Origin of the sequence: Methylobacterium frigidaeris (assembly GCF_022179185.1) — a bacterium.
In the GTDB taxonomy this organism is placed as follows: Bacteria; Pseudomonadota; Alphaproteobacteria; order Rhizobiales; family Beijerinckiaceae; genus Methylobacterium; species Methylobacterium frigidaeris.
Genome location: NZ_BPQJ01000055.1, coordinates 1 through 23,602, shown reverse-complemented (window position 1 = coordinate 23,602; position 23,602 = coordinate 1). Strand labels below are relative to the sequence as shown.

Sequence of the window (23,602 nt, the reverse complement as noted above, 5' to 3'; positions counted from 1 at the left end):
TGGGAGCTCGTTCGAGAGGCCGGGTGTGCAGCGTGTCTCAGGCGAATTTGCTGAAAAAACGGTCTGAGTATGAAGCTCGGGTTCCGTCCTCTCCCCGATAGATTCCGGGCTTGCACGGGATCTGTCGGGGAGAGGAGAAGACCTGCGCTTCAACCTTGTGCAGAGAGCGGAGATCTACCCCACCGCCCGCGCCAGCGGTGCCACTCGCCCTTCCCGCCCCGACACGTCCCGGTACACCCGCTCCAGCCCGTCGAGGTGCCGGTCCAGGGTCAGGGGATCGGCCCAGAACAGGTCGTAGGCGCTCCGTCCCATCCGCATCGCCGTCGCGTCGTTGGCGAGGTGATTCATGGCGTCGGCCAGCGAGCGCGGGTCGTTGGAGCGGAACCACAGCCCGCTCTCGCCGTGGCGCACCGCCTCGCGGCCGGCGCAGACGTCGCTGACGAGGACCGGGGTGCCGAGGCCCAAGGATTCGAGCACCGTGAGAGGCTGGCCCTCGTACCAGACCGATGGGAACACCAGGGCGCGGGCCCCGCGCAGGACCGCCTTCACCTGGTCGGGACTCTGCCAGCCGAGGAAGAGCGCCTCGGGGTGGCGCGCCTCCAGCTCCGCCCGGGCCGGCCCGTCGCCGGCGAAGACTGCCCGCATCCCCGCGAGCCGCGCGGCCTCGGCGAAGATGCCAGGCCCCTTCTCGGGCGAGAGGCGGCCGACGAACACGAAGTCGCCCGGCGGGCCCGCCCGGTGGCCGAGGGGATCGACATCGACCGGGTTCGGCACGTCGTAGTAGCGCATCTCCGCCGGGAGGTACGGCGCCAGAACCTCCCGCTGCAGCCGGCTGATGGTGATCATCGCGTCGATGCCCTCGACGAGGCCGGTGCGGCGCATCAGTTCGTGGCGGGCGACGCGCATCAGCTTGCGCGGATATGTGCGCGAATCGCAATTGTGCGTCAGGCAGGCCGGCCCGTTCGGGGTCCGGTGGCAGGTGGCCGCGACGGGGTAATCGTAGAAGCCGCCATTGGGGCAGGCGAGGTAGTATTCGTGCGCGGTGTAGACCACCGGCGCGGCGGTGCCCCGCAGCACCGGCCCGATCGACGGCGAGAGCGCCTTGGCCCAGGCATGGACGTGGACCACCGTGTCGCGCGGGTCCGACTCGTCGATGAGGGCGCGAAGCTCGGCGGCGGCGGGCCCGTTCCACAGCCATTGCACGCCGAAGCTCGCGAGCGAGCGGGCCTGCGTCACGTCGGTCTGGCCGAGGAGCACCGTGCGCACCCCGGCCTCGGCCAGGCGCGGATCGGCAGGGCCGACGGCGGCGAACAGCACCACCTCGTGGCCGCGGCGGGAAAGCCCGATCGCGCTCTCGAGCGAGACCTTGGCCTGGCCGCCATTGATGTAGGCGTGGTCGGCGACGAGGACGATTCTCACCGCAGCCCCCCGCGAGGCCGGCCGGGACCATCGTGCAGCATCGGTCGAGCTCCCTTCGGGCGAGGCGGATCCGGGCCCGACGATGGCTCCGACCCCTTAGGAAACGCCTAAGCGGATCGAGGCCGCCGGCCTTGCGCCGCGCCCCTCCCCGGGCCATTCGGCTTAAGACCATGCGCTCCCCCTCTCCCACCTCCGCGATCCTGCTCGCCGCCCTCGGCATCGGGCTCCTCTCGCTGATGGACGCCACCATCAAGGGCCTGTCCGACCGCTACGGCGTCACCGGCATCGCCTTCTCCCGCTACCTCGTCGGCACCCTCGTCATGGCGGGCGTGCTCGCCGTCCTGCGGCCCGGCTGGCCCTCGGCCGAGACCTGGCGCACCAACGGCCTCCGGGCGGTTCTGGTGGTGGCGACCGCGCTCTGCTTCTTCCACGGCCTGTCGGTGCTGCCGCTCGCCGAGGCGCTGGCACTCTCCTTCCTGAGCCCGATCTTCATCGCACTGTTCGCCGCGCTCCTCCTGCGCGAGCGGGTGCGGCCGCCGGTCTGGGCCGGGCTCGTCGTCGGCTTCGCCGGGGTCGGGATCGTGGTGGCGGGGCAGGTTGGAACGGAGGCGCCCCGGGCGGTCGGCTCGGCCTGGGGCATCGCTGCGATCCTCGCCTCGGCGCTGACCTACGCGCTCTCGATGGTGCTGCTGCGCGCCCGGGCCCGGCACGACCCGGTGGTGACCATCGTGGCCATCCAGAATGCCGGCCCCGCCGCGATGCTGGCCGCCCCGGCGGCCTGGACGTGGACCCCGGTCGCCGCACCGGACTGGGCGCTCCTCGTCCTCGTCGGCGTGCTCGGCGTCGCCGGGCACCTCGTGCTCAGCCGCGCCTACGCGAGGGCCGAGGCGTCCCGGCTCGCCGCGATGGAGTACACCGCCCTCCTCTGGGCGATCGGCCTCGGCTACGTCGCCTTCGGGGAGGTGCCGGGGGTGGCGACGCTGGCGGGGGCGGGGCTGATCCTCGCCGGCTCCGCCCTGGCCGCGCGGCGGTGAGCCGGCGTCAGAACCACCCCTTCAGCTTGAAGTACGCCGCCGGGATCAGGGCGCTCGCGGCGATCACCGCGAGCCCGAACGGATAGCCGAGCGTCCAGTCCAGCTCCGGCATGTGCTTGAAGTTCATGCCGTAGACCGAGGCCATCAGGGTCGGCGGGATGCCGATCACCGAGACCACGGTGAGGACCCGGAAGGTGTTGTTCTGCTCCATGTTGATGAGGCCGAGAGTCGCGTCGAGCAGGAACTGGACGGTCTCGGAGAGCCGGGTCTCGAACTCGTCGAGGGAGGCGACGTCGAGGCGCAGGCTCTCGAAGCGGGCCTTTTCCTCGGCTTTGAGCCAGGTCTCGGCCTCGCCGGCGACGTAAGGCAGGATGCGGCCGAGGCCCAGCAGCGAGGCGCGCAGCTTCGCCAGCGCCTTGCCGCGCCGGCCGATGGCGCGCAGCAGGCGCCGCAGGGCGAGGTCGCGGCGCTTGGGCGCCGATCCCTCGCGCCGGCCGCTGCCGTTGGCGCTGGTGTCGAAGGTGAAGATCCGGGTCGAGAGCGAATCGAGCTCGTCGCTCATCGTCTCGAGAGTGTCGGCCATGCGGTCGATGAGTTCCTCGACGAGCGCCAAGAAGGTCTCGACGCTGGAGGCCGGGCCGTCCCGCTCGGCCTGGCGCGCCTTGACGGTGTCGAAGGCGGCGAGCGGCTGGAACCGGACGGTCAGGAGCCGCTCCGGCGTCAGCACGAAGCCGAGGGGGCGGAGCGTCAGGTCGTCGTCGCGGAACGAGACCATCGGGGTGCTCAGGTAGAACGCGTCCCGGCGCCGGTTGAGGCGTCGCGAGTTCTGCACCTCGCTGAGCGCCGCGCGGGAGGGCACCTTGAGCCCGGTCGCGGCCTCGGCCAGCGCCGTCTCGGCCTCGCTCGGATTCTCGAGGTCGAGCCAGGTGCCGTGGGCCGGCAGGGGGTTGGCCGCGCAGGCGTGCCCCTCGGCGACGACTCCCTCGGCGCCGTGCAGCGTGATCATGACCGGGGTGGGCTCCTGCTCGACGGGGGAACCGTCCATTGTGCCGCGCGAGCCACAGGCCAGCGCCTTGACTCAGCCCTGCGGCCCGATTATCTCCTCGCCAGCCTTAGCACTCACCTCACGAGAGTGCTAATGCCTGGGTTGGAAGGCGGCTTCGGCGCCAGCACCAACCGCAACGCGTTCCGCGAAGCAAGAGGGCAGCACATGCAATTCCGTCCGCTGCACGACCGTGTCGTCGTCCGTCGCATCGAGAGCGAGGAGAAGACCAAGGGCGGCATCATCATCCCGGACACCGCCAAGGAGAAGCCGCAAGAGGGCGAGATCGTCGCCGTCGGCCCCGGCGCCCGCGACGAGTCCGGCAAGCTGAACCCGCTCGACGTCAAGGCCGGTGACCGCGTCCTGTTCGGCAAGTGGTCGGGCACCGAGGTCAAGATCGACGGCAAGGACCTCCTCATCATGAAGGAGTCCGACATCATGGGCGTGCTGGCGTAATCGCCGCTCCCTGAACAGTCCTGAAGCCTGACGGCGGCGCCCCGGACGGGAGCTGACGCCGGAGGGTTCGTCCCGAAACACCGATCGTCAAGAGAGGAACCACCATGGCAGCGAAAGACGTTCGTTTCGCCTCCGACGCCCGCGAGAAGATGCTGCGCGGCGTCGACATCCTGGCGGATGCCGTGAAGGTCACGCTCGGCCCGAAGGGCCGCAACGTCGTGATCGAGAAGAGCTTCGGCGCTCCGCGGATCACCAAGGACGGCGTGACCGTCGCCAAGGAGATCGAGCTCGCCGACAAGTTCGAGAACATGGGCGCCCAGATGGTGCGCGAAGTGGCCTCGAAGACCAACGACATCGCGGGTGACGGCACCACCACCGCGACCGTGCTGGCCCAGGCGATCGTCCGCGAGGGCGCCAAGTACGTCGCCGCCGGCATGAACCCGATGGACCTGAAGCGCGGCATCGACCTCGCCACCCAGGCCGCCGTGAAGGACATCCAGAGCCGCGCCAAGAAGGTGTCGGCCTCGGAGGAGATCGCCCAGGTCGGCACGATCTCGGCCAACGGCGACAAGGACATCGGCGAGATGATCGCCCATGCCATGCAGAAGGTCGGCAACGAGGGCGTGATCACGGTCGAGGAGGCGAAGACCGCCGAGACCGAGCTCGACGTCGTCGAGGGCATGCAGTTCGACCGCGGCTACCTCTCCCCGTACTTCATCACGAATGCGGAGAAGATGATCGCCGAGCTCGAGGACCCCTACATCCTCATCCACGAGAAGAAGCTGTCGTCGCTCCAGGCGATGCTGCCGGTTCTCGAGGCCGTCGTTCAGACCGGCAAGCCGCTGCTGATCGTCGCCGAGGACATCGAGGGCGAGGCCCTGGCCACCCTGGTCGTCAACAAGCTGCGCGGCGGCCTGAAGGTCGCGGCCGTGAAGGCGCCGGGCTTCGGTGACCGTCGTAAGGCCATGCTCGAGGACATCGCGATCCTGACCGCCGGTCAGATGATCGCCGAGGACCTCGGCATCAAGCTCGAGAACGTGACCCTCCCGATGCTCGGCCGCGCCAAGCGCGTCCGCATCGAGAAGGAGAACACCACGATCATCGACGGCGCCGGCGAGAAGGCCGACATCGAGGCCCGCGTCGCGCAGATCAAGGCGCAGATCGAGGAGACCACCTCGGACTACGACCGCGAGAAGCTCCAGGAGCGTCTGGCCAAGCTCGCCGGCGGCGTCGCGGTGATCCGCGTCGGCGGCGCGACCGAGGTCGAGGTCAAGGAGAAGAAGGACCGCGTCGACGACGCCCTTCACGCCACCCGCGCGGCGGTCGAGGAAGGCATCGTCCCCGGCGGCGGCACTGCGCTCCTGCGCGCCAAGAAGGCCGTGGCGGCCCTGTCGAGCGACAACGCCGACGTCCAGGCCGGCATCAAGATCGTCCTGAAGGCGCTTGAGTCCCCGATCCGCCAGATCGCCAGCAATGCCGGCGTCGAGGGCTCGATCGTGGTCGGCAAGATCTCCGACAAGGGCGACTCCGAGACCTACGGCTTCAACGCCCAGACCGAAGAGTACGTCGACATGATCCAGGCCGGTATCGTCGACCCGGCCAAGGTCGTGCGCACCGCCCTGCAGGACGCCGCTTCGGTGGCCGGCCTGCTGGTGACGACCGAGGCGATGGTCGCCGACGCGCCGAAGAAGGACAGCCCTGCTCCGGCCATGCCGGGCGGCGGCATGGGCGGCATGGACTTCTAAGTCCTCAGCCGAACAATCCGAAGAGACGGGAGGGGGTCGCCGCGAGGCGGCCCCTTTTCCGTTGGGATGCTGCATCGCGCGTGCGCTGTACGTCTGTGTGACGTCCATTTTCATAGGTGGGGGCGGCGATGACGGCTTCCGCGCGCGAGGAGAGCCAGACCTTCGGGATGAGCGGCTGGGTTTCCGCTTCGACGAGGGAACCGAGGCGCCGATCGAGCGCGCGGCTCATCTCGAGCGGCGGAAACCTGCCGATGAGACTGGTCAGCGGCACGAAGCACTGACCCCTACCCCACTCCCATCTCCAGAGCCCATTGCCAGGCGACCGATCCACTCCGCCCTACGAACGGGGCACCTCCTTTGTGTCCGTTGCGGGATGCAATCACCCCGGAATCGCCACCGATCCCGCCAGCAATCCGCCGTCCGGATTGAGTTCCGCCCGCTCATGTGGCGGCCTTGTCCGAGGCGAGCATCGCTGCGACCTCCTCAGGATGCCCGAAGCGGTTGAGGGAGGTATCGGTCACGAGCGCCGTACTCCGCGCCTCGCGGTCTGCCCCTCCCCCGGCATCGGCTCCCAGATCGGGGTCGGGATCGCAGCGGGATGGCGCGCCCGCGAGCCACGTCGGGTCTCAGCCGAAATCCAGCATCCCCTGCCAGCCCCCGAGCCTCACCCCCTCATGCGCGAGGAGCCACTGCTTGCGATGGAGCCCGCCGCCGTAGCCGGTGAGGCTGGCATTCGCGCCGATCACCCGGTGGCAGGGCACCACGAGGCCGACCGGGTTGGCGCCGTTGGCGAGCCCGACCGCCCGTACCGCCTTGTCGCGGCCGAGACTTTGCGCGAGGGCGCCGTAGCTCAGGGTGGTGCCCACCGGAATCCCTCTCAGGGCGGCCCAGACCTCGCGCTGGAACGCAGTGCCGTTGTGGCGAACGGCGAGCCCGTCGATGGCCCCGAGATCGCCAGCGAAATAGGCGTCGATCGGGTCACGCAGCGCCGGCGGCAGGGCGGCGTCGCGTAAAGCGAAGGCGGTGCCGTAATGCAGCCGCAGCAGGCGCCGCATCCGTTCCTCATGGTCCGACCAGTCGAGGGCGCGCAAGGCGGTGTCCTCGTCGAAGACCAGCAGCATCGTGCCGATCGGCGTCGGGAGAGTGCCGGTGAGGAAAGGGGTCGCGGGCATGGCGACCCTAACTTACCTCAGCGCGGGACCGCCGGGATGGCCCAGGCGGCCCCGTCCACCGCTCAGTCGAGCCAGCCCTTCAGCTCGCGGGCGACGACGTGCTCGATCACCCGCATGCCCTCCGGGCCGTCGTTGAGGCAGGGCAGGTAGGCGAAATGCTCGCCGCCGCCATCCTCGAAATAGTGGCGATTCTCGCCGTCGAGCTCCTCCAGGGTCTCGAGGCAGTCGGCGGTGAAGCCCGGGGCCACGATGGCGAGGCGCTTCACGCCCTGCGCCGCCAGCTCCTTCACGGTCTCGTCGGTATAGGGCTTCAGCCATTCCTCGTTGCCGAAGCGCGACTGGAAGGTCGTCCGCATCCGCTCCGGCGAGTAGCCCAAGGCCTCACGGATCAGGCGGCCGGTCTTCACGCACTGGCAGTGATAGGGATCGCCCTTCATCAGGTAGGATTTCGGCACGCCGTGGAACGAGGTCAGGATCACCTCGGGCTCGAAGTCGAGGGCGGCGAGGTCGCGGCGGATCGCGCTCGCCACCGCCTCGATGTAGACCGGGTCGTCGTGATAGGGTGGCGAGACGCGCACGGTCGGCTGCCAGCGCATCTTCATCAGGGCCCGGAACGCCTGGTCGCAGGCCGTGGCCGAGGTCGCGGCGGCGTATTGGGGATAGAGCGGCACCAGCAGGATACGATCGCAGCCCTGGTCGAGCAGGGCCTGGATGCGCTGGTCCACCTCGGGCTTGCCGTAGCGCATCGCCCAGTCGACCACCACACGATCGCCCATCGCCGCCTGCAGCTTCTCGGCCTGGCCGCGGGTGATGGTCTTGAGCGGGCCCTCGTCGCGCTCGGTGTTCCAGACCGAGGCGTAGTCGCGCCCCTTCGGGCCGGGCCGCTTGGTCAGGATCACCAGGTTGAGGAGCGGCCACCAGATCGCCCGCGGCACCTCGATCACCCGCCGGTCGGACAGGAACTCCTTGAGGTAGCGGCGCATCGGCCAGTAGCTCGTTCCCTCCGGCGTGCCGAGATTCATCAGGAGCACGCCGATCCGGCCCCAGCGCACGGCCGGGTGGCCGGCTGGCAGGGCTCCGGCTTGGCCCACGGGGGTGGCGCCGCGGGCGAGCGTGGCGTTCGGGGTCACCTCGTTCATGATCGTCCGGTCTGCTTGTCGGCCCGGAGGATGGCGCGCCCGGGCCCGTCTGTCTTCGCGTCGGGTGGCCGTCTACATAGCGCAAAGGCAGCCCGAACCAACGCGTCGTGACGCTGCACCGCGGCGCTCCCCGGGATACCTTCGGCAACCGTTCTGGGCTGCCTTCGGCAACCGTTCAGACATGCAACGGTCAAGATGACCGTGAGACAATGGTGTCCCACCCTGGGCGCTGTCCAAGCCCGCCGGAGCCCCGCATGACCTCGCCCAGCCGCCGCCAGACCCTCGCCCTCGGCCTCGGGGCCGGCCTCGCCGGTCTGGCGGGTGGGCCTGCCGCCGCGCGGGGGCCGGATGTCGACTTCACCCTGATCCTCGTCAACGACATCTACCGGATGGGGGCGGTCGACGGCCGCGGCGGCTTCCCGAAGCTCGCGGCGGTGGTCAAGGCCGAGCGGGCCAGAGCCGAGCGGGGAATCGGCCGGCCGGTCCTGGTCTGCCACGCCGGCGACACCCTCTCGCCCTCGCTGATGTCGGGCATCGACAAGGGGCGCCACATCATCGAGCTGACCAACCTGATCAAGCCCGACGTGTTCGTGCCGGGCAACCACGAGTTCGATTTCGGCCAGGACATCTATCTCGAGCGGATGCGGGCCGCGAATTTCCCGGTCTTCGCCGCCAACCTGCGCCGGCCCGACGGCACGCCGGTGCCGGGCACGAGCGAATCGACGATCCTGACGATCGGCGGGATCAAGCTCGGCGTCGTCGGCATCGCGCTTCCCGAGACGCCGGCCAAGTCGCAATCGGGCGACTGGACGTTCGGGCCCGCCGTGGCGACGCTGGCCCGCGAGGCGACATCCTTGAGAGCGGCGGGCGCCGAGATGGTGCTGGCGGTCTGCCACACCGACCGGGCGACCGACGAGGCCCTGGTGGCGAGCCGCCACGCCGACATCGTCCTCTCGGGCCACGACCACGATCTGGCGCTGCGCTACGACGGCCGCACGGTCTTCGCCGAATCCGGCCACGACGCCGAGTACGTCACCGCCATCGACGTGAAGGCGGAGGGCAGCGGCAAGGCCCTGACCTGGACCGCCGCCTTCCGCATCCACGACACCGCCGAGATCGAGCCGGACCCGGAGGTGCTGGCGGTGGTCAGGCGCCAGGAGGCCGACCTCGCCCGCGAGCTCGACGTGCCGCTCGGCCGGGTGACCAACGCCCTCGACACCCGCATCGACGCCGTGCGCCGGAGCGAGAACGCCTTCGGCGGCCTGGTGGCGGATGCGCTTCGCCATGCCGCCGAGGCCGAGATCGGGCTGATGAATGGCGGCGGCATCCGCGGCAACCGGACCTATCCGGCGGATGCCGAGCTGACCCGCCGCGACGTGCTGACCGAGCTGCCCTTCGGCAACACGTCGGTCCTGGTGACAATCACCGGCGCCCAGGTCCTCGCCGCCCTCGAGAACGGCTTTTCGGAGATCGGCCGCTCCGCCGGGCGCTTCCCGCAGGTCTCAGGGATCACCGTCACGGTCGACGCCGCAGCACCGGTCGGCCAGCGGGTCGTCTCGGTCCGCGTCGGCGACGCGCCCCTCGATCCGGCCCGGACCTACACGGTGGCGGCCAACAACTTCATGCTCGCCGGCGGCAACGATTACGGGATGCTGGCCGAGGGCAGGACCCTGGTCGGCGCCACCGACGGCACGCTCGTCGCCAACGTGGTCATGTCCTACATCCGCGCCAACGCGCCACTGACGATCGAGACGGGGCGCCTCATCATCCGCTGACCCCCGGTCCCCACTTGTCCCGAGATCCGATGCCGACAGACGATTCCGTGGCGGGCGCCCTCGCCCGATTCCACGCCTCGAACTCCCCCTGGCTCGCGCTGCCGTTCTTCCGGGACGGCAGCGCCGAGCGGGTGGCGGAGGCGGTCGATGCCCGCCGGGAGGCCGGCGCCCGGGTGCTGCCGGCGCCGGAGAACATCTTCAACGCCCTGACCCTGACTCCGCTCGACCGGGTGCGGGCGGTGATCCTCGGCCAGGACCCGTATCCCACACCGGGCGATGCCCACGGCCTCGCCTTCTCGTATGTCGGCGGACGCCGGCTGCCGGCCTCCCTGAAGGTGATCCTGGCCGAGATGGCGGAGGAGACGGGCACCCCCGTGCCGACCACCGGCGACCTCACCCCGTGGGCGCGCCAGGGCGTGCTGCTCCTCAACGCGGCGCTGACGGTCGAGGCCGGCAAGTCCGGCGCGCACATGAAACTCGGCTGGTCGGCGCTGACCGATCAGGCGGTCTCGGTGGTCTCGGCCGAGCGCCCCGCCGTTGCCTTCCTGCTCTGGGGAGCGCCGGCCCGCCAGCGCGCCACCCTGATCGACCGGGAGAAGCACCTGGTGCTGGAGGCCGGCCACCCCTCTCCCCTCAACCGCAAGGCGGATTTCCGCGGCAGCCGGCCCTTCGGGCAGGCGAATGCGTGGCTGGAGGAGAAGGGGCTGGAGGCGATCGACTGGCGCTTGACGTAGAACCCGACACGCTGTCAACGACCGACCTGCGACCCGCACACTCATTCCGGGCTCCGCTGCATTCCGGGCTCCGCTGGGCGGCCCCGGAATGACACGGAGGGTATCAGAGCGGTCGCGCGAAGCGAACAGCGACCTACGTCCCCTCCCCCGCCACGAAGGCCAGCGTCCGCCGATGCGCCTCCTCGTCGGTGAACTGCTCCGGCGGCGACTTCATCAGCCAGGCGGACGGGCCGATCAGCGCTCCGCCGATCCCGCGCTCCCGCGCCAGCGCGGCGCAGCGCACCGCGTCGATGACGATGCCGGCGGAGTTCGGCGAATCCCAGACTTCGAGCTTCAGTTCGAGGTTCAGCGGCACGCCGCCGAAGGCCGTACCCTCCAGGCGGATATGCGCCCATTTGCGGTCGCTCAGCCACGGCACGTAGTCGCTAGGTCCCACGTGGATGTCGTCCGGCGGCAGCGCAGTCTCGAGCTGGCTCTGCACCGATTGCGTCTTCGAAATCTTCTTCGATTCGAGCCGCTCGCGCTCCAGCATGTTGCGGAAATCGGCGTTGCCGCCGAAATTGAGCTGGTAGGTCCGCTCCAGCGTGACGCCGCGCTCGCGGAACAGGTGGGCCAGCGCCCGGTGCACGATGGTGGCGCCGACCTGGCTCTTGATGTCGTCGCCGATGAGCGGCAGCCCGGCCGCCGCGAAGCGCTGGCGCCACTCGGGATGCGAGGCGATGAAGACCGGGATGCAGTTGACGAAGGCGCAGCCCGCCGCCAGCGCGGCTTCCGCGTAATATTCGGTCGCGCCCTGAGATCCTACCGGAAGGTAGGAGACCAGGACCTCGGCGCCCGCGCGCCGCAGGGCCGCCGCCACATCCACCGGCCGGGCCGCCGATTCCGGCACGATCGCCTCGAGGTAGCGGCCGAGCCCGTCGAGGGTCGGGCCGCGCTCCACGATGACCCCTGTCGGCGCGACCTCGGCGAAGCGGGCGGTGTTGTTGGGCGGGGCCAGGATCGCCTCGGCGAGGTCGCGGCCGACCTTGTCCCGCGCGACGTCGAAAGCCGCCACCACGGTCACGTCCGCCACCCGGTAGCCGCCGAGATCGGGGCTCATCAGGCCCGGCACCGCCGCGCCGGGGCCGGCCTCCCGGTAATAGGTCAGGCCCTGCACGAAGGAGGAGGCGCAGTTGCCGACGCCCGCGATCGCGACCCGCACGCTCTTCTGGCCCACCGCCCGCACTCCTCGCTACCGGTACTCTCCCCCTCTAGGTAGAACACTCTGGCGGAGTATCGATCCCCGATCGAGCGTGGCCGTGCCGGGCAACGGGCCCTATGATGCGCGACATCAGGGAGGAGACCGCATGGAGATCTTCGACGGGCCTGAGGCCCTGAAGGCGGCGATCGGGCAGGAGATCGGGGTCGGCGAGTGGGTCACCGTCGATCAGGCGATGATCGACCGCTTCGCGGAGGCGACGGACGATCACCAGTGGATCCATGTCGACCCGGAGCGGGCGGCGCGCGAATCGCCCTACGGCGCCACGGTGGCGCATGGCTACCTCACCCTGTCACTGGTGCCACGCTTCATCGCCGGGGTGCGCCGCCTCGATGGCTTGCGCCTGAGCCTGAATTACGGCCTCGACCGGGTGCGCTTCCCCGCTCCGGTAGTGGTCAATTCGCGCCTGCGCGGGCGAGTCCGCGTCGCGGCGGCCCTCGACGTGCCGCCCCGGGGCCTGCGCACCACCTACGGCGTGACGGTGGAGATCGAGGGCGCCGAGAAACCGGCCTGCCTCGCCGACGCGGTGGTGCTGCATCACTGGTGAACCCTGCGCGCCCTGACGGATTGTCGGGGAAGACGCAGCGAGGCCGTCGGCAAGGTGGCGGGCAAGGTAGCGCGAATGACCTTCGAGACGGAGAGGCGCGCCCTTCAGCGCGTAGTGGCGGTGGCGGGGCTGGTGCCGGTCCTCGGCGGGCTCTACGGCGTGCTGTTCGGCCAGACCGGCCTTAGCGGCGGCGCCTTCGACGTCTCGACCGACAGCCATTTCCGCTACCTGTCGGGCCTGCTGCTTGGGATCGGCTTGCTGTTCTGGTCGACGATTCCGGGTCTCGAGACGAAGACGTCGTTGTTCCGCTTCCTGACGATGGTGGTGGTGCTGGGCGGCCTCGCCCGGCTGCTGGGCCTGTGGCTCACGGGAGTGCCCTCGCTCACCATGCTGGCGGCGCTCGGCATGGAGCTGGTGGTCACGCCGCTCCTGTGCCTGTGGCAGATCCGAGTGGCGAACCGGGCGGGGACGCCGATCCTCTAGGTGCCCTTCCCGTCGATGCCCAGGGCGGCGTCAGCCCTCCGGCACCACGGCCGTCACCTCGATCTCCACCTTCATCTCCGGCCGCAGCAAGCCCGCGACCACAACCAGGGTCGCGGCCGGGCGACTCTCCCGCAGCACGCGACCGCAGACCGTCAGCACCGCCTCGGCGTCGGCCCGGTCGGTGACGTAGTAGGTCGCCCGCACCACCTGCTCCAGCGACGATCCGGCCTGGTCCAGCACACCCGCGATGGTGCGCCAGCACGCCTCGGCCTGAGCGCCGGCCTCGTCCGGCATCGTCATCGCGGCATAGTCGTAGCCGGTGGTGCCGGCCACGAACACGAAGCCGTTCTGCATCACCGCGCGGGAATAGCCGTACTCTCGCTCGAAGCTCGAGCCGCCGTCGATCCGCCGCCGCATCCCCTGCTCTCCCGATTCGTGGCCGGGAGAGCATGGCGCGTCAGCCGACCTCGCTCCAGCCCGAGAATCCGGCGAGCGGCTCCTGGTCGTAGGCCGCCATCAGGGCCCGCATGGCGCCCTCGTCCCGCAGGCGGTCCTCGGCGGCCAGAGCCGCCAATCCCTCGAAGAAGCCCTCGCGGTGGAGAGCCGGGGTGAAGGTGAGGGTGAAGCGCACCGGCGCATCGCCGCGATTGGCGAAGGCGTGCGGCTCGCCCGGGCGCACCAGCACGAAGTCGCCCGGCCCCGCCGTCACGTCGCGGTCGCCGAGCCGCAAGGTGAGCGCGCCCTCGTGCACCTCGAACGCCTCGGTGAGCCGGGCATGGCGGTGCAGCCCGGCGCCGGGCGAGCGGGCCGCGAGGGTGACGGCGTAGATGCCGACCGCATCGCCGGTGGCATCGCTGCGGGCGAGGTAGCGCACCTGCATCCCGCCGATCGTGACGCCGGTGCCGGGCTCGGGGGCCGTGTCCATGGCGTGGCTCCTTGCTGGCGGATCGCCGGGGACAACGCCGCTTCAGGGCTTGAGGATGCGCACCAGGGTGATCATCGCGCCGATGATGGCAACCGTCTGCAGGCCGACCGCACCGACCATCCACTTGATGACCTCGGTTCGGGTCTCGGAGAGCTGTGCCTTGAATTCGGAGCGCAGATTCCTCTCCACTCCCTGCAGATCACTGGCGAAGGCCTTATGGTCCGCCCGGAGACCAGCAAATTCGGTACGCAGGCCTGCCTCGACATCCTTGATCTCAGTGCGCAGGTTTGTCTCAACCTCTCTGATCTCGGCGCGCAGGCCTGTCTCAACGGCCTTGATATCAGCGCGAAGAGCTGCTTCGGATGCCTTCAGGTCCGATTTGGTCGCTAGATCGCCCTGCACTGCATCGGAGATCGCCTCGGCGAAGCCTTCCGCCTGATCTGGTGACAGCTTCGCCTTCTCCCGCAGGGTACGGGCGAGCCTCAGCGTGCCGAAGGCGACAGCCGTCATGCGGGGCATCCGGGCACGCGACCGTGCCTGACTCGAAGATAGCACCTCAGCCGTCGCGCTTCCATCCTTCCCCAACGTAAAAAGCCCCGCCCGGATCGCTCCGGGCGGGGCTCGTCACGTCTCAAGCCGTTGCAGCTTCGATCTTACTCGGCCGCGACCTTGTGGGCTTGGCTGCCGTCCGTGTAGGTCTCGGCCTTCAGGCGCTGGCCCGGGGCGGCGCGGCCCGGCAGCGGCGGCAGGGCCTTGGCCTTCTCGAGGTCGATGCCGGCACCCTCGGCGACGCGGCGGCCGTACTCCTCGTCAGCGTGCCAGAAGTGCCAGACCATCCGGAGCTGGATCGCCTCGGGGCACTCCTTCATGTCGCCGACGAGGTTGGCGATCAGGTCCTCACGCTCCCACTCCTCGAAGGAGCGGTAGCGCTCGCCGGCCTGGACGTAGTCGTCCTCGGTGCGGCTGGTCTGGTAGCGGCCGAGCTTGCCCTCGACCGGCTGGTGGTACTCCTTGGCGGGCTTCGGCGCCTCGCGCAGGCCCTGGCCGATGGTGCTCGGCTCGTAGTTGATGTGCTTGTTCTCGCCGACGCCGTCGACGTAGAACGTCATCTGGCCGTCGCGCTGGTTGGTGTGCGCCTTCACGCCCGGCGCCGGCGCGTTGATCGGCAGCTGCAGGTAGTTCGGGCCGACGCGGTAGCGCTGCGTGTCCGAGTAGGACAGGGTGCGCCCCTGGAGCATCTTGTCGTCCGAGAAGTCGATCCCGTCGACCAGCACGCCGGTGCCGAAGGCCGACTGCTCGACATCGGCGAAGAAGTTGTCCGGCACCCGGTCGAGGACCATGCGGCCGCATTTCAGCAGCGGGAACTGGTCCTCGGGCCAGCGCTTGGTGTCATCGAGCGGGTCGAACGACAGGTGGTCGTTCGGGCCGTCCGGCATGATCTGCACCGCGAACTCCCACTCGGGGAAGTTGCCGGCCGCGATGTTGTCGTACAGGTCCTTGGTCGCGTGACCGACATCCTTGCCCTGGATCTCGGCCGCCTGGGCGGAGGTCAGGTTGCGGACGCCCTGCTTCGGGATCCAGTGGAACTTGCAGAGGTGGGCGACGCCCTGGTCGTTGACCAGCTTGTAGGTGTTGACGCCCGAGCCCTCCATCTCACGATAGTTGGCCGGAATGCCCCACGGCGACTTCAACCAGGTCACCATGTGGATCGACTCGGGGTGAGCCGCCACGAAATCGAAGAAGCGCCAGGCCTCCTGGCGGTTGGTCACCGGATCGGGCTTGAAGGCGTGGATCATGTCCGGGAACTTGATGGCGTCCCGGATGAAGAAGATCTTCAGGTTGTTGCCGACGAGGTCCCAGTTGCCGTCGACGGTCTTGAACTTCACCGCGAAGCCGCGCGGGTCGCGGGCGGTCTCGGGGCTCTCCTTGGCGCCGGCCACGGTGGAGAAGCGCACGAACATCGGCGTCTTCACGCCGGTCTCGTTGAGGACGCGGGCGCGGGTGTACTTGGAGGCCGGCTCGTCGCCGATCTTGCCGTAGGCCTCGAAATAGCCGTGGGCGCCGGCGCCGCGGGCATGCACCACGCGCTCGGGAATCCGCTCGCGGTCGAAATGGGTGATCTTCTCGATGAACTGGTAGTTCTCGAGGGTCGCCGGGCCACGCTCGCCGACCGTGCGCATGCTCTGATTGTCGCGGACCGGGTGGCCCTGGCGGGTCGTCAGGATCGGGCGTTGGTCGCTCATGGAATCTCCTCTGGCGTGCAGGCGAGGGGTGCCGAATTCGGGACCCCGCGCGAGGAACCGCTCACATAGGGTGTTTGCTGGCAGCCCAACACCCTGGAACTGGTCTCGCTCCAACCTATGACCCCGGCATGACCCGAAAACAAATGCATCGTTGCGAAAGTTCTGATAGACGTTGCCTATGAATGTCTCCGGCCTGTCCCTGCGGGACCTCGAATACGTCGTGGCGGTGGCGGAGGAAGGCCATTTCGGCCGCGCGGCCGAGCGTTGCGCCGTGAGCCAGCCGACCCTGAGCGTGCAGGTGCGCAAGCTGGAGGAGGCCCTGGGCCTCATCCTGTTCGAGCGCTCGAACCGCCGGGTGCTCCTGACCCCGAGCGGCCAGGGGGTGGTGCGCCAGGCCCGCGCGGTGCTGGCGGAGGCGCGAGCCCTGCTGCTCCTCGCCCGGGAAGGTGCCGGGCGCGGCCTGCAGGGCCGCCTCGTCCTCGCGGCGATCCAGACGCTGGGCCCCTACCTGTTCCCCCAGGTACTGCGCGGCCTGCGCCAGGCCTTCCCGGACCTCTCCTTGAGCTTGAGCGAGGGACGAACGGCGGAGATCCTCGACGGCTTGCGCGAGGGCCGGGCCGACGCGGCCCTGATCTCCCTCCCGATCCCCGATGCGGGGCTGACGGTCGTGCCGCTCTTCGACGAGCCGTTCCTCCTCGCCTGCCCGGTCGAGCACGCCTTCGCGGGCGGAGAGCCGCCGCGCCCCGGCGACCTCGCCGGCCCGGACCTGCTGCTCCTCGACGAGGGCAATTGCCTGCGCGACCAGGCGGTGGCGGCCTGCGGCGCCGGCCCGGCGAGCGGACGGCACGCCACCAGCCTCGAGACCCTGCGCTCGATGGTGGCGGCGGGCGCGGGCTACACCCTGCTGCCGGCTCTGGCCGCTCCGCCCGGGCCCGATCCGGCCGGGCTCACGATCTGCCGCCGGTTCGGGCCGGACGGCCCGCGCCGCACCATCGCGCTCGCCTGGCGCGCCAGCGACCCACGGGCTGAGGGCCTCACCGAACTCGCCGGCTTCTTCCGCCAGCATGCGCCGCACGCAACGCTGCCCCTCGGGCAGCCAGCGGAGATCGGTCCCGGTCGCGACACCGCCGCGATTTCCGTATAGCGACGCGGCCGACGCTCAACCGCTCTCCAGACCATGGACGCCATGCACCCCGCCTCGACGGATCGCCGTCGCTCGCTCTCCCGCGCGGCGGCCTTGTGGGCGGGCCTCGTCCTGGCCTCCTCGGTCCTCGCCGGCGTCTTCTACGCCGCCGGCTTCCCGGCCGCCCTGCTCCTGGGGCCGATGCTCGCCGGCATCGTGTTCGGGGTGCGCGGCGCGCCGATCCGGGTGCCGCGGCTCGGCTTTCAAGGAGCGCAGGCGCTGATCGGCTGCCTCGTCGCCCACGCGGTCAATGCGTCGATCGCCGCCACGCTGATGCAGGACGGGCTGCTGATCATGGCCGTGGTCGGCGTCACGGTGGTGGCCGCCGCGATCACCGGCTGGGTGCTGACCCGCATCCGCCTCCTGCCCGGCACCACCGCGGCCTGGGGCTCTTCCCCCGGCGGCGCCTCCGCCATGGTGGCGATGGCCGAGGAGTTCGGCGCCGATCCGCGCCTCGTCGCCTTCATGCAATATGTCCGGGTCGCCTGCGTGGCGCTGACCGCCTCCGTCGTCGCGCGCTTCCTCGCCGGCGGCAGCGGCGCGGCCCCCGGGGCCGACATGGATCCGGCGCCGCTCGCGGTGCTCGGCACGCTGGCGGTGGCGGGCATCGGCGCCTGGCTGGGCCTGCGCCTGCGCATTCCCGCCGGCGCCCTGATCGGCCCCCTCGCCATCGGGGCAACGCTCCACGCCACCGGGCTCGCCGGCATGGCGCTGCCGTCCTGGCTGCTGGCGCTCGCCTATGCGGGCATCGGCTGGACGGTGGGCCTGCGCTTCACGCCCGCCACCGTGCGGGCGACCTTGTTCGCCCTGCCGGGCGTGCTGGTGGCGACCTTCGGGCTGATCGGCCTGTGCGGAATCTGGGCTTGGGGCCTGACCTTCCTTCTGCCGATCGATCTCCTCACCGCCTACCTGGCGACGAGCCCAGGCGGGCTCGATTCGGTGGCCATCATCGCGGTCGGCACCAACTCCGACGTCTCCTTCGTGCTCGCAGTGCAGACCCTGCGGCTCCTCGTGGTCATCATCACCGGCCCGCTGGTGGCGAAATGGATTTCTCGCAGTGCCGGTGAGGCACGCTGAGGCGCGTCCGCACCAGTCAAGCTCGCATCCCGCAGCGAAACCCGTTATTTCGGCGCTTCCGGCGAGGCGCCCCTCGCCCTCGAATCATGAACGAAGCCGTGCACGACTACATCAAGAAGATCCTCGGCGCCCGCGTCTACGACGTCGCCGTCGAGAGCCCCCTCGATCCGATGCCGCGCCTGTCGCAGCGCCTCGGCGCCAAGGTGCTGCTCAAGCGCGAGGACCTGCAGCCGGTCTTCTCGTTCAAGATCCGGGGCGCCTACAACAAGATGGCCGGCCTGCCGGCGGAGGCTCTGGCGCGCGGGGTGATCTGCGCCTCGGCCGGCAACCACGCGCAAGGGGTGGCTCTCGCGGCCGCCCGCCTGAAGATCCCCGCGGTGATCGTGATGCCGCGCACCACCCCGGCGATCAAGGTCGAGGGCGTGAAGTCCCGCGGCGGCCAGGTGGTGCTGCACGGCGACGCCTTCGACGAGGCCTATGCCCATGCCAAGGGGCTCGAGGCCGAGCAGGGCCTGACCTTCATCCACCCCTACGACGATCCGGACGTGATCGCCGGCCAGGGCACGATCGGGCTCGAGATCCTGCGCCAGCACGGCGACCCGATCGAGGCGGTGTTCGTGCCCATCGGCGGCGGCGGCCTCGCGGCGGGCGTGGCCACCTTCATCAAGTTCATGCGCCCCGAGACCAAGGTCATCGGCGTCGAGCCGGCGGACGCCGCCAGCATGGCCGCGGCGATCGCGGCGGACGAGCGGGTGGTGCTCGACACGGTCGGCCTGTTCGCCGACGGCGTCGCGGTGCGCCAGGCCGGGGTCGAGACGTTCCGGCTCTGCCGCGAGCACCTCGACGAGGTGATCACCGTCGACACCGACGCGATCTGCGCCGCGGTCAAGGACGTGTTCGACGACACCCGCGCGATGTCCGAACCCTCGGGCGCCCTCGCGCTGGCCGGCCTCAAGGAATATGCCGCCCGCGGCAGCGTCGCCGGGTCGGGGGCGCTGGTCGCGATCAACAGCGGCGCCAACCTGAACTTCGATCGGCTCCGCCATATCGCCGAGCGGGCCGAGATCGGCGAGCGCCGCGAGGCGCTGTTCGCCGTCACCATCCCGGAGCGGGCCGGCAGCTACCGCGCCTTCATCCGGGCGCTCGGCCGGCGCGCCATCACCGAGTTCAACTACCGCTACGCGCCGGGCGCCGAGGCGCACATCTTCGTCGGCGTGCAGCTTAACGGCGGCCGGCCGGAGAAGGAGGCCCTGATCGCGGAGCTGCGCGGCCTCGGCTACCCGCTGGTCGATCTCACGGACAACGAGATGGCGAAGCTCCACGTCCGCTACATGGTCGGCGGCCGGGTGCCGGGCCTCGCCGACGAGCGGCTCCTGCGCTTCGAGTTCCCGGAGCGCCCCGGCGCGCTGCTGAAGTTCCTCGACAGCCTCGGCGTCGCCTGGAACATCTCGCTGTTCCATTACCGCAACCACGGCGCCGATTACGGCCGCGTGCTCGCCGGGATCCAGGTGCCGGAGGCCGAGCGCGGCCGATTCGCCGCGGCCCTCGCCGAACTCGGCTACGAGCATCACGACGAGACCGACAATGCCGCCTACCGGCTGTTCCTCGACGGCCAGCCGCGCGAGGTACAGTCCCGCGAGGCGACGGTGGCGCCGGCGGCGTGATGCCGCCGAGGCGTTTAGCCGGGTTTAATTGAAGTCCCGCTACTCGTTTTCCGGACGACGGGAACGACGAGGCAGGAGATCGGGGATCCGCGGGGAAAGCGCCGAGAAGCGGCTCTGAACGCTGCGACGGAGCAGACGGACGGACGCTTAGCGGCTTCTTCTGCCAGATCCCGGACCTCCTGCCGCTTCGCTGCACTCGTCCACGAAAGGGTGAGCGTACGAGAGACCGCCTGTGAGAGACCGCCTGCCCGCCGGGCATGGCTGAGCTGCCCTGTCGTGGAACGCGGTGTCCGGCCATCGCCCACGCCCGGCGTGCCGGTTTGCCGCCCGGCAGAGTCACGCCCTACGGCGGTCATGCTTTCGCGGCATGCACGCTGCCTTGACGCCGCCCCGCCACAGGTTCACCTCTCCTGCCCGATGCCTCCGCTCCTCGCCCTGCCCTTCCCCGCCATCGACCCCGTCGCGGTCGCGATCGGGCCGTTGCAGATCAAGTGGTACGCCCTCGCCTACATCGTGGGTCTGGTGGGCGGCTGGTTCTACGCCAAGCGCCTGGTCTCGGCCCCATCCCTGTGGGGCGCGGTGCGCCGGCCCACCCCCCTCGACATTGATGACCTGATCGTCTGGGTGGCGCTCGGCGTCGTGCTCGGCGGGCGCATCGGCTACGTGCTGTTCTACAACCTTGCCGCCTATCTCTCGCACCCGGCCGAGATCCTGGCGATCTGGCGCGGCGGCATGTCGTTCCACGGCGGCTTCCTCGGGGCGGTGCTGGCCCTCGTGCTGTTCGCCCGCCGCCGCGGCCTCAATCCTTACGCGATGCTCGACCTCGCCGCCGTGGTGGTGCCGATCGGGCTGTTCTTCGGCCGCATCGCCAATTTCGTGAACGGTGAGTTGTGGGGCCGTCCGGCGCCGGATTTTCCTTACGCCATCGTGTTCCCCAACGGCGGGCCGCTGCCGCGCCATCCGAGCCAGCTCTACGAGGCGGTCGCCGAGGGGCTGGTGCTGTTCATCCTGATGGCGGTCGCGGTCCGGCGCTTCGGCTTCCGCCGCCCCGGCCTTCTCGGCGGCCTGTTCGTCGTCGGCTACGCCATCGCCCGCACCACCTGCGAGTTCTTCCGCGAGCCGGACCCGCAGCTCGGCTTCCTGTTCGGCACGCATGTCGGAGCGCTCGGCGGCGGCATCACCATGGGCATGCTGCTCTGCGTGCCGATGCTGCTGGTCGGCGCGGTGTTCATCGTGCGGGCTCTGCGCGGCGACACCCGGCCGCGGGCCCGGCTCGAGGCGGACTCGAGCACCGAGGCGGCGTCCGGGGCCGGCTCGGCGTGAGCGGGACCCCGCTCCTCGGCGAGCTGCGCCGCCTGATCGCCGTCGAGGGGCCAATCACGATCGAGCGCTACATGGCGCTCTGCCTCGGCCATCCGGTCCACGGCTATTACCGCACCCGCGATCCCCTGGGCGCGGCCGGCGACTTCACCACCGGGCCGGAGATCAGCCAGATCTTCGGCGAGCTCCTGGGCCTGTGGACGGCGGAGGTGTGGCACGGGCTCGGCCGGCCGGCCCCGGTCCGCTTCATCGAGCTCGGCCCCGGCCGCGGCACGCTGATGGCGGACGCGCTGCGGGCGCTGAAGGCCGCGGCGCCTGATTGCCTGGCCGCCGCCGACCTCCACCTCGTCGAGACCAGCCCGACCCTGCGGGCCGCGCAGAAGCGGGCGCTCGCGAACGCCGCACCCACATGGCACGACGCCATCGACACCCTGCCGGACGGTCCGGCGATCCTCATCGCCAACGAGTTCTTCGATGCCCTGCCGGTCCGCCAGTACCAGCGCACCGAGCGCGGCTGGTGCGAGCGCCGGGTCGGCTTGAACGGCGACGCCCTCGCCTTCGGCCTGAGCCCGGATCCGACGCCGGAGATCGCCGCGGAGGCCGCGCCCGGCGCGATCCTGACCCTGCCAGCCGTCGCCCTCGACCTCACCCGCCAGCTCGCCGGCCGCCTCGCCCGCGAGGGCGGGGCGCTCGCGGCAATCGATTACGGCGACCTCTACGGCGGCACCGCCGACACGCTCCAGGCGGTGGCGCGCCACCGGTTCGCCGATCCGCTCGAGGCCCCGGGCGAGACCGACCTGACCGCGCAGGTGGATTTCGCAGGCCTCGCCCGCGCCGCCGCGGGGGCCGGCGCCGTGGTGCACGGGCCGGTGACGCAAGCCGATTTCCTCCTCGCGCTCGGCCTCGCCCAGCGGGCGGAACGCCTCGCCGCCCGGGCGAACCCGGTTCAAGGAGCCGCGGTCAAGGCCGGGGCCGACCGCCTGATCGACCGCTCCACCCGCGGCATGGGCCACCTGTTCAAGGTGATGGGCCTCGCGGGGCCCGGCCAGCCGAACCTGCCGGGTTTCTAGCTTCCCGCTTTCGACACGATTCCCCGGCGATCCTGCGGGACGCCTTGCCCCAGGACGATCCCGCGATGTTCATCGAAGCGCCCGAGCTCAGCTCCCATTCCGACATCCGCCACGCCTTCTTCACGCGGCAGGGCGGCGTGTCGGAGGGGCTCTACGCCTCTCTCAACGGCGGGCTCGGCTCCGGCGACGACCCCGCCCGGGTGCGGGAGAACCGCCGCCGCATGACAGCGCAGCTCGCGCTGCCGCCGGAGAACCTGGTCAGCCTCTACCAGATCCACTCGGCGCAAGCCCTGGTGGTGGAGGCGCCCTTCGCCGAGCGCCCGCGCGCCGACGGGATGGCGACCCGGGTCCCGGGTCTGGCACTCGGCATTCTCACTGCCGATTGCGGGCCGATCCTGTTCGCCGATCCGGTCAACCGGGTGGTGGGGGCGGCGCATGCCGGCTGGAAGGGCGCGCTCACGGGCGTGATCGAGGCGACGCTCGCCGCCATGGAGGGACTGGGCGCCGAGCGCACCGGCATCGTCGCGGTGCTCGGGCCGACGATCGGCCCGGCGGCCTACGAGGTCGGCCCGGAATTCCGCGAGCGCTTCGAGGCGGCGGATCCGGACAATGCCCGCTACTTCGCGCCGAGCCTGGAGCGCGACTCCCACAGCCTGTTCGACCTGCCGGCCTATATCGTCGCGCGGCTCGAGCGGGCCGGCATCGGCGAGGTGGCGAATTTAAGCTTGTGCACCTACGCCGATCCGGACCGCTTCTTCAGCTACCGCCGCACCACCCACCGGGCGGAGGCCGATTACGGCAGGCTCGTCTCGGCGATCGCCGTCACCCCGTGAGGCGCAAGGGCCCGGATGGCGCGCGCCGGCACGTGTCCGGCGCCGATTCGTCGCTGATAGGGCGTCGTTCGGCTTTCGTTAGGATTGGTCCGGCAAGCGTAGCAAAAAAAATGTGTGCGCGGGTGAACCTTGGCCATTCGCGTGCGTTGAGGGGGTAAGGAGCCAAGGGAATGCTCGCGATGAATAGCCGTTAAGGCCGCGGTGAAACCCACCAGCGTTGTCGTGAGGACACAGCTTTCCCGGAGCTACCGGGGTATGTCGGGGACACTGCTTCGGTTGACCGCTGACCCGCAAACGGGCGCCGTCGCCGCGGCATAGTAGGAAGGACCAGTTCCATGAAGTCGCTTCTCAAGAGCGCTACCGCCCTCGCTGGCATCGTCGTCGCCGGTTCGGCCCTCGCTGCCGACCTGCCGCGCCGCGTTGCCCCGCCGCCGGTCTTCACCCCGGTGCCGGTCTTCACCTGGACGGGCTTCTACGCCGGTT

Annotated in this window: 23 protein-coding genes; 13 read left to right on the top strand and 10 right to left on the bottom strand. The window is 70.4% G+C overall.

All coding sequences use genetic code 11. The features are described from left to right. Window positions 1-174 precede the first annotated feature (174 nt). Window positions 175-1,419: a glycosyltransferase family 4 protein gene (locus MFF64_RS31705; RefSeq protein ID WP_099908424.1), complete on the bottom strand. Its 1,245-nt coding sequence runs from the start codon at window positions 1,417-1,419 to the stop codon at window positions 175-177. A 170-nt stretch (window positions 1,420-1,589) separates the two neighbouring features. Between MFF64_RS31705 and MFF64_RS31700 the strand changes: the two genes are divergently transcribed. Next, window positions 1,590-2,453 (top strand): DMT family transporter, encoded by an 864-nt coding sequence (locus MFF64_RS31700; RefSeq protein ID WP_099908422.1) that lies wholly within the window; start codon window positions 1,590-1,592, stop codon window positions 2,451-2,453. A gap of 7 nt (window positions 2,454-2,460) precedes the next feature. Here the strand turns inward: MFF64_RS31700 and MFF64_RS31695 are convergent, their stop codons facing one another. Further along, complete coding sequence (locus MFF64_RS31695; RefSeq protein WP_099908420.1) at window positions 2,461-3,459, bottom strand: magnesium transporter CorA family protein; 999 nt, start codon at window positions 3,457-3,459, stop codon at window positions 2,461-2,463. A 204-nt stretch (window positions 3,460-3,663) separates the two neighbouring features. On the opposite strand from MFF64_RS31695, the gene groES reads away from it, so the two are divergent. Together groES and groL are read left to right on the top strand one after the other, a co-directional pair. Further along, window positions 3,664-3,951: a co-chaperone GroES gene (gene groES / locus MFF64_RS31690; protein ID WP_048433003.1), complete on the top strand. Its 288-nt coding sequence runs from the start codon at window positions 3,664-3,666 to the stop codon at window positions 3,949-3,951. A gap of 104 nt (window positions 3,952-4,055) precedes the next feature. Beyond that, window positions 4,056-5,696, top strand: coding sequence for a chaperonin GroEL (gene groL, locus MFF64_RS31685; protein WP_099908418.1), 1,641 nt, complete (start codon window positions 4,056-4,058; stop codon window positions 5,694-5,696). A gap of 4 nt (window positions 5,697-5,700) precedes the next feature. Here the strand turns inward: groL and MFF64_RS31680 are convergent, their stop codons facing one another. The 3 genes from MFF64_RS31680 to hemH form a co-directional block, all read right to left on the bottom strand. Beyond that, window positions 5,701-5,967 (bottom strand): hypothetical protein, encoded by a 267-nt coding sequence (locus MFF64_RS31680; RefSeq protein ID WP_165795888.1) that lies wholly within the window; start codon window positions 5,965-5,967, stop codon window positions 5,701-5,703. 355 nt (window positions 5,968-6,322) lie between these two features. Continuing rightward, a complete protein-coding gene (locus tag MFF64_RS31670) occupies window positions 6,323-6,868 on the bottom strand; it encodes a methylated-DNA--[protein]-cysteine S-methyltransferase (protein WP_099908416.1) in 546 nt (181 codons plus the stop codon). Between the two features lie 62 nt (window positions 6,869-6,930). Beyond that, on the bottom strand, window positions 6,931-8,007 hold the full coding sequence (hemH, locus tag MFF64_RS31665; RefSeq protein ID WP_099908415.1) for a ferrochelatase: 1,077 nt from the start codon (window positions 8,005-8,007) through the stop codon (window positions 6,931-6,933). Window positions 8,008-8,261: 254 nt separating this feature from the next. Between hemH and MFF64_RS31660 the strand changes: the two genes are divergently transcribed. Beyond that, a complete protein-coding gene (locus tag MFF64_RS31660; protein ID WP_099908413.1) occupies window positions 8,262-9,782 on the top strand; it encodes a bifunctional metallophosphatase/5'-nucleotidase in 1,521 nt (506 codons plus the stop codon). Window positions 9,783-9,811: 29 nt separating this feature from the next. Continuing rightward, a complete protein-coding gene (ung, locus tag MFF64_RS31655) occupies window positions 9,812-10,516 on the top strand; it encodes a uracil-DNA glycosylase (protein ID WP_099908411.1) in 705 nt (234 codons plus the stop codon). A 133-nt stretch (window positions 10,517-10,649) separates the two neighbouring features. On the opposite strand, the gene MFF64_RS31650 is transcribed toward ung, so the two are convergent. Beyond that, a complete protein-coding gene (locus MFF64_RS31650; protein ID WP_238193340.1) occupies window positions 10,650-11,732 on the bottom strand; it encodes an inositol-3-phosphate synthase in 1,083 nt (360 codons plus the stop codon). Between the two features lie 130 nt (window positions 11,733-11,862). Between MFF64_RS31650 and MFF64_RS31645 the strand changes: the two genes are divergently transcribed. Together MFF64_RS31645 and MFF64_RS31640 are read left to right on the top strand one after the other, a co-directional pair. Next, a complete protein-coding gene (locus MFF64_RS31645) occupies window positions 11,863-12,321 on the top strand; it encodes a MaoC family dehydratase (protein WP_099899455.1) in 459 nt (152 codons plus the stop codon). Window positions 12,322-12,396: 75 nt separating this feature from the next. Then, complete coding sequence (locus tag MFF64_RS31640) at window positions 12,397-12,804, top strand: DUF4345 domain-containing protein (protein ID WP_099899457.1); 408 nt, start codon at window positions 12,397-12,399, stop codon at window positions 12,802-12,804. Window positions 12,805-12,834: 30 nt separating this feature from the next. Here MFF64_RS31640 and MFF64_RS31635 read toward each other — a convergent pair whose 3' ends face one another. The 4 genes from MFF64_RS31635 to MFF64_RS31620 form a co-directional block, all read right to left on the bottom strand. Then, window positions 12,835-13,221, bottom strand: a complete 387-nt coding sequence (locus tag MFF64_RS31635) for a RidA family protein (RefSeq protein ID WP_099899459.1) — start codon at window positions 13,219-13,221, stop codon at window positions 12,835-12,837. Window positions 13,222-13,261: 40 nt separating this feature from the next. Then, window positions 13,262-13,729, bottom strand: a complete 468-nt coding sequence (locus tag MFF64_RS31630) for a cupin domain-containing protein (RefSeq protein WP_099899461.1) — start codon at window positions 13,727-13,729, stop codon at window positions 13,262-13,264. A 42-nt stretch (window positions 13,730-13,771) separates the two neighbouring features. Continuing rightward, the gene (locus MFF64_RS31625) at window positions 13,772-14,239 is read right to left on the bottom strand and encodes a CCDC90 family protein (RefSeq protein ID WP_099899463.1); all 468 of its coding nucleotides are present in this window, start codon (window positions 14,237-14,239) and stop codon (window positions 13,772-13,774) included. 143 nt (window positions 14,240-14,382) lie between these two features. Next, window positions 14,383-15,972: a catalase gene (locus tag MFF64_RS31620; RefSeq protein ID WP_099899465.1), complete on the bottom strand. Its 1,590-nt coding sequence runs from the start codon at window positions 15,970-15,972 to the stop codon at window positions 14,383-14,385. Window positions 15,973-16,150: 178 nt separating this feature from the next. Here MFF64_RS31620 and MFF64_RS31615 point away from each other — a divergent pair, with 178 nt between their 5' ends. From MFF64_RS31615 to pgeF, 6 genes are all read left to right on the top strand, one after another. Then, the gene (locus MFF64_RS31615) at window positions 16,151-17,116 is read left to right on the top strand and encodes a LysR substrate-binding domain-containing protein (RefSeq protein ID WP_099899466.1); all 966 of its coding nucleotides are present in this window, start codon (window positions 16,151-16,153) and stop codon (window positions 17,114-17,116) included. A gap of 42 nt (window positions 17,117-17,158) precedes the next feature. After that, entirely contained in the window at window positions 17,159-18,232 is a 1,074-nt protein-coding gene (locus tag MFF64_RS31610; protein ID WP_099899472.1) for an AbrB family transcriptional regulator, read from the top strand. Between the two features lie 98 nt (window positions 18,233-18,330). Beyond that, window positions 18,331-19,896: a threonine ammonia-lyase, biosynthetic gene (ilvA, locus tag MFF64_RS31605; protein ID WP_099899474.1), complete on the top strand. Its 1,566-nt coding sequence runs from the start codon at window positions 18,331-18,333 to the stop codon at window positions 19,894-19,896. A gap of 417 nt (window positions 19,897-20,313) precedes the next feature. Beyond that, on the top strand, window positions 20,314-21,219 hold the full coding sequence (gene lgt / locus MFF64_RS31600) for a prolipoprotein diacylglyceryl transferase (RefSeq protein WP_099899468.1): 906 nt from the start codon (window positions 20,314-20,316) through the stop codon (window positions 21,217-21,219). After that, a complete protein-coding gene (locus MFF64_RS31595; protein ID WP_238193339.1) occupies window positions 21,216-22,286 on the top strand; it encodes a class I SAM-dependent methyltransferase in 1,071 nt (356 codons plus the stop codon). The genes lgt and MFF64_RS31595 overlap by 4 nt, the downstream gene beginning before the upstream one ends. Window positions 22,287-22,351: 65 nt before the next feature. After that, on the top strand, window positions 22,352-23,119 hold the full coding sequence (gene pgeF / locus MFF64_RS31590) for a peptidoglycan editing factor PgeF (protein ID WP_238193338.1): 768 nt from the start codon (window positions 22,352-22,354) through the stop codon (window positions 23,117-23,119). Window positions 23,120-23,602: the final 483 nt, after the last annotated feature.

Bases quoted from the DNA above. Each gene is read 5' to 3' on its own strand.
- MFF64_RS31700 (WP_099908422.1), top strand. From the start codon at position 1,590: ATGCGCTCCCCCTCTCCCACCTCCGCGATCCTGCTCGCCGCCCTCGGC.
- MFF64_RS31695 (WP_099908420.1), bottom strand. From the start codon at position 3,459: ATGATCACGCTGCACGGCGCCGAGGGAGTCGTCGCCGAGGGGCACGCC.
- groES (WP_048433003.1), top strand. From the start codon at position 3,664: ATGCAATTCCGTCCGCTGCACGACCGTGTCGTCGTCCGTCGCATCGAG.
- groL (WP_099908418.1), top strand. From the start codon at position 4,056: ATGGCAGCGAAAGACGTTCGTTTCGCCTCCGACGCCCGCGAGAAGATG.
- MFF64_RS31670 (WP_099908416.1), bottom strand. From the start codon at position 6,868: ATGCCCGCGACCCCTTTCCTCACCGGCACTCTCCCGACGCCGATCGGC.
- hemH (WP_099908415.1), bottom strand. From the start codon at position 8,007: ATGAACGAGGTGACCCCGAACGCCACGCTCGCCCGCGGCGCCACCCCC.
- MFF64_RS31660 (WP_099908413.1), top strand. From the start codon at position 8,262: ATGACCTCGCCCAGCCGCCGCCAGACCCTCGCCCTCGGCCTCGGGGCC.
- ung (WP_099908411.1), top strand. From the start codon at position 9,812: ATGCCGACAGACGATTCCGTGGCGGGCGCCCTCGCCCGATTCCACGCC.
- MFF64_RS31645 (WP_099899455.1), top strand. From the start codon at position 11,863: ATGGAGATCTTCGACGGGCCTGAGGCCCTGAAGGCGGCGATCGGGCAG.
- MFF64_RS31640 (WP_099899457.1), top strand. From the start codon at position 12,397: ATGACCTTCGAGACGGAGAGGCGCGCCCTTCAGCGCGTAGTGGCGGTG.
- MFF64_RS31635 (WP_099899459.1), bottom strand. From the start codon at position 13,221: ATGCGGCGGCGGATCGACGGCGGCTCGAGCTTCGAGCGAGAGTACGGC.
- MFF64_RS31630 (WP_099899461.1), bottom strand. From the start codon at position 13,729: ATGGACACGGCCCCCGAGCCCGGCACCGGCGTCACGATCGGCGGGATG.
- MFF64_RS31625 (WP_099899463.1), bottom strand. From the start codon at position 14,239: ATGACGGCTGTCGCCTTCGGCACGCTGAGGCTCGCCCGTACCCTGCGG.
- MFF64_RS31620 (WP_099899465.1), bottom strand. From the start codon at position 15,972: ATGAGCGACCAACGCCCGATCCTGACGACCCGCCAGGGCCACCCGGTC.
- MFF64_RS31615 (WP_099899466.1), top strand. From the start codon at position 16,151: ATGAATGTCTCCGGCCTGTCCCTGCGGGACCTCGAATACGTCGTGGCG.
- MFF64_RS31610 (WP_099899472.1), top strand. From the start codon at position 17,159: ATGCACCCCGCCTCGACGGATCGCCGTCGCTCGCTCTCCCGCGCGGCG.
- lgt (WP_099899468.1), top strand. From the start codon at position 20,314: ATGCCTCCGCTCCTCGCCCTGCCCTTCCCCGCCATCGACCCCGTCGCG.
- pgeF (WP_238193338.1), top strand. From the start codon at position 22,352: ATGTTCATCGAAGCGCCCGAGCTCAGCTCCCATTCCGACATCCGCCAC.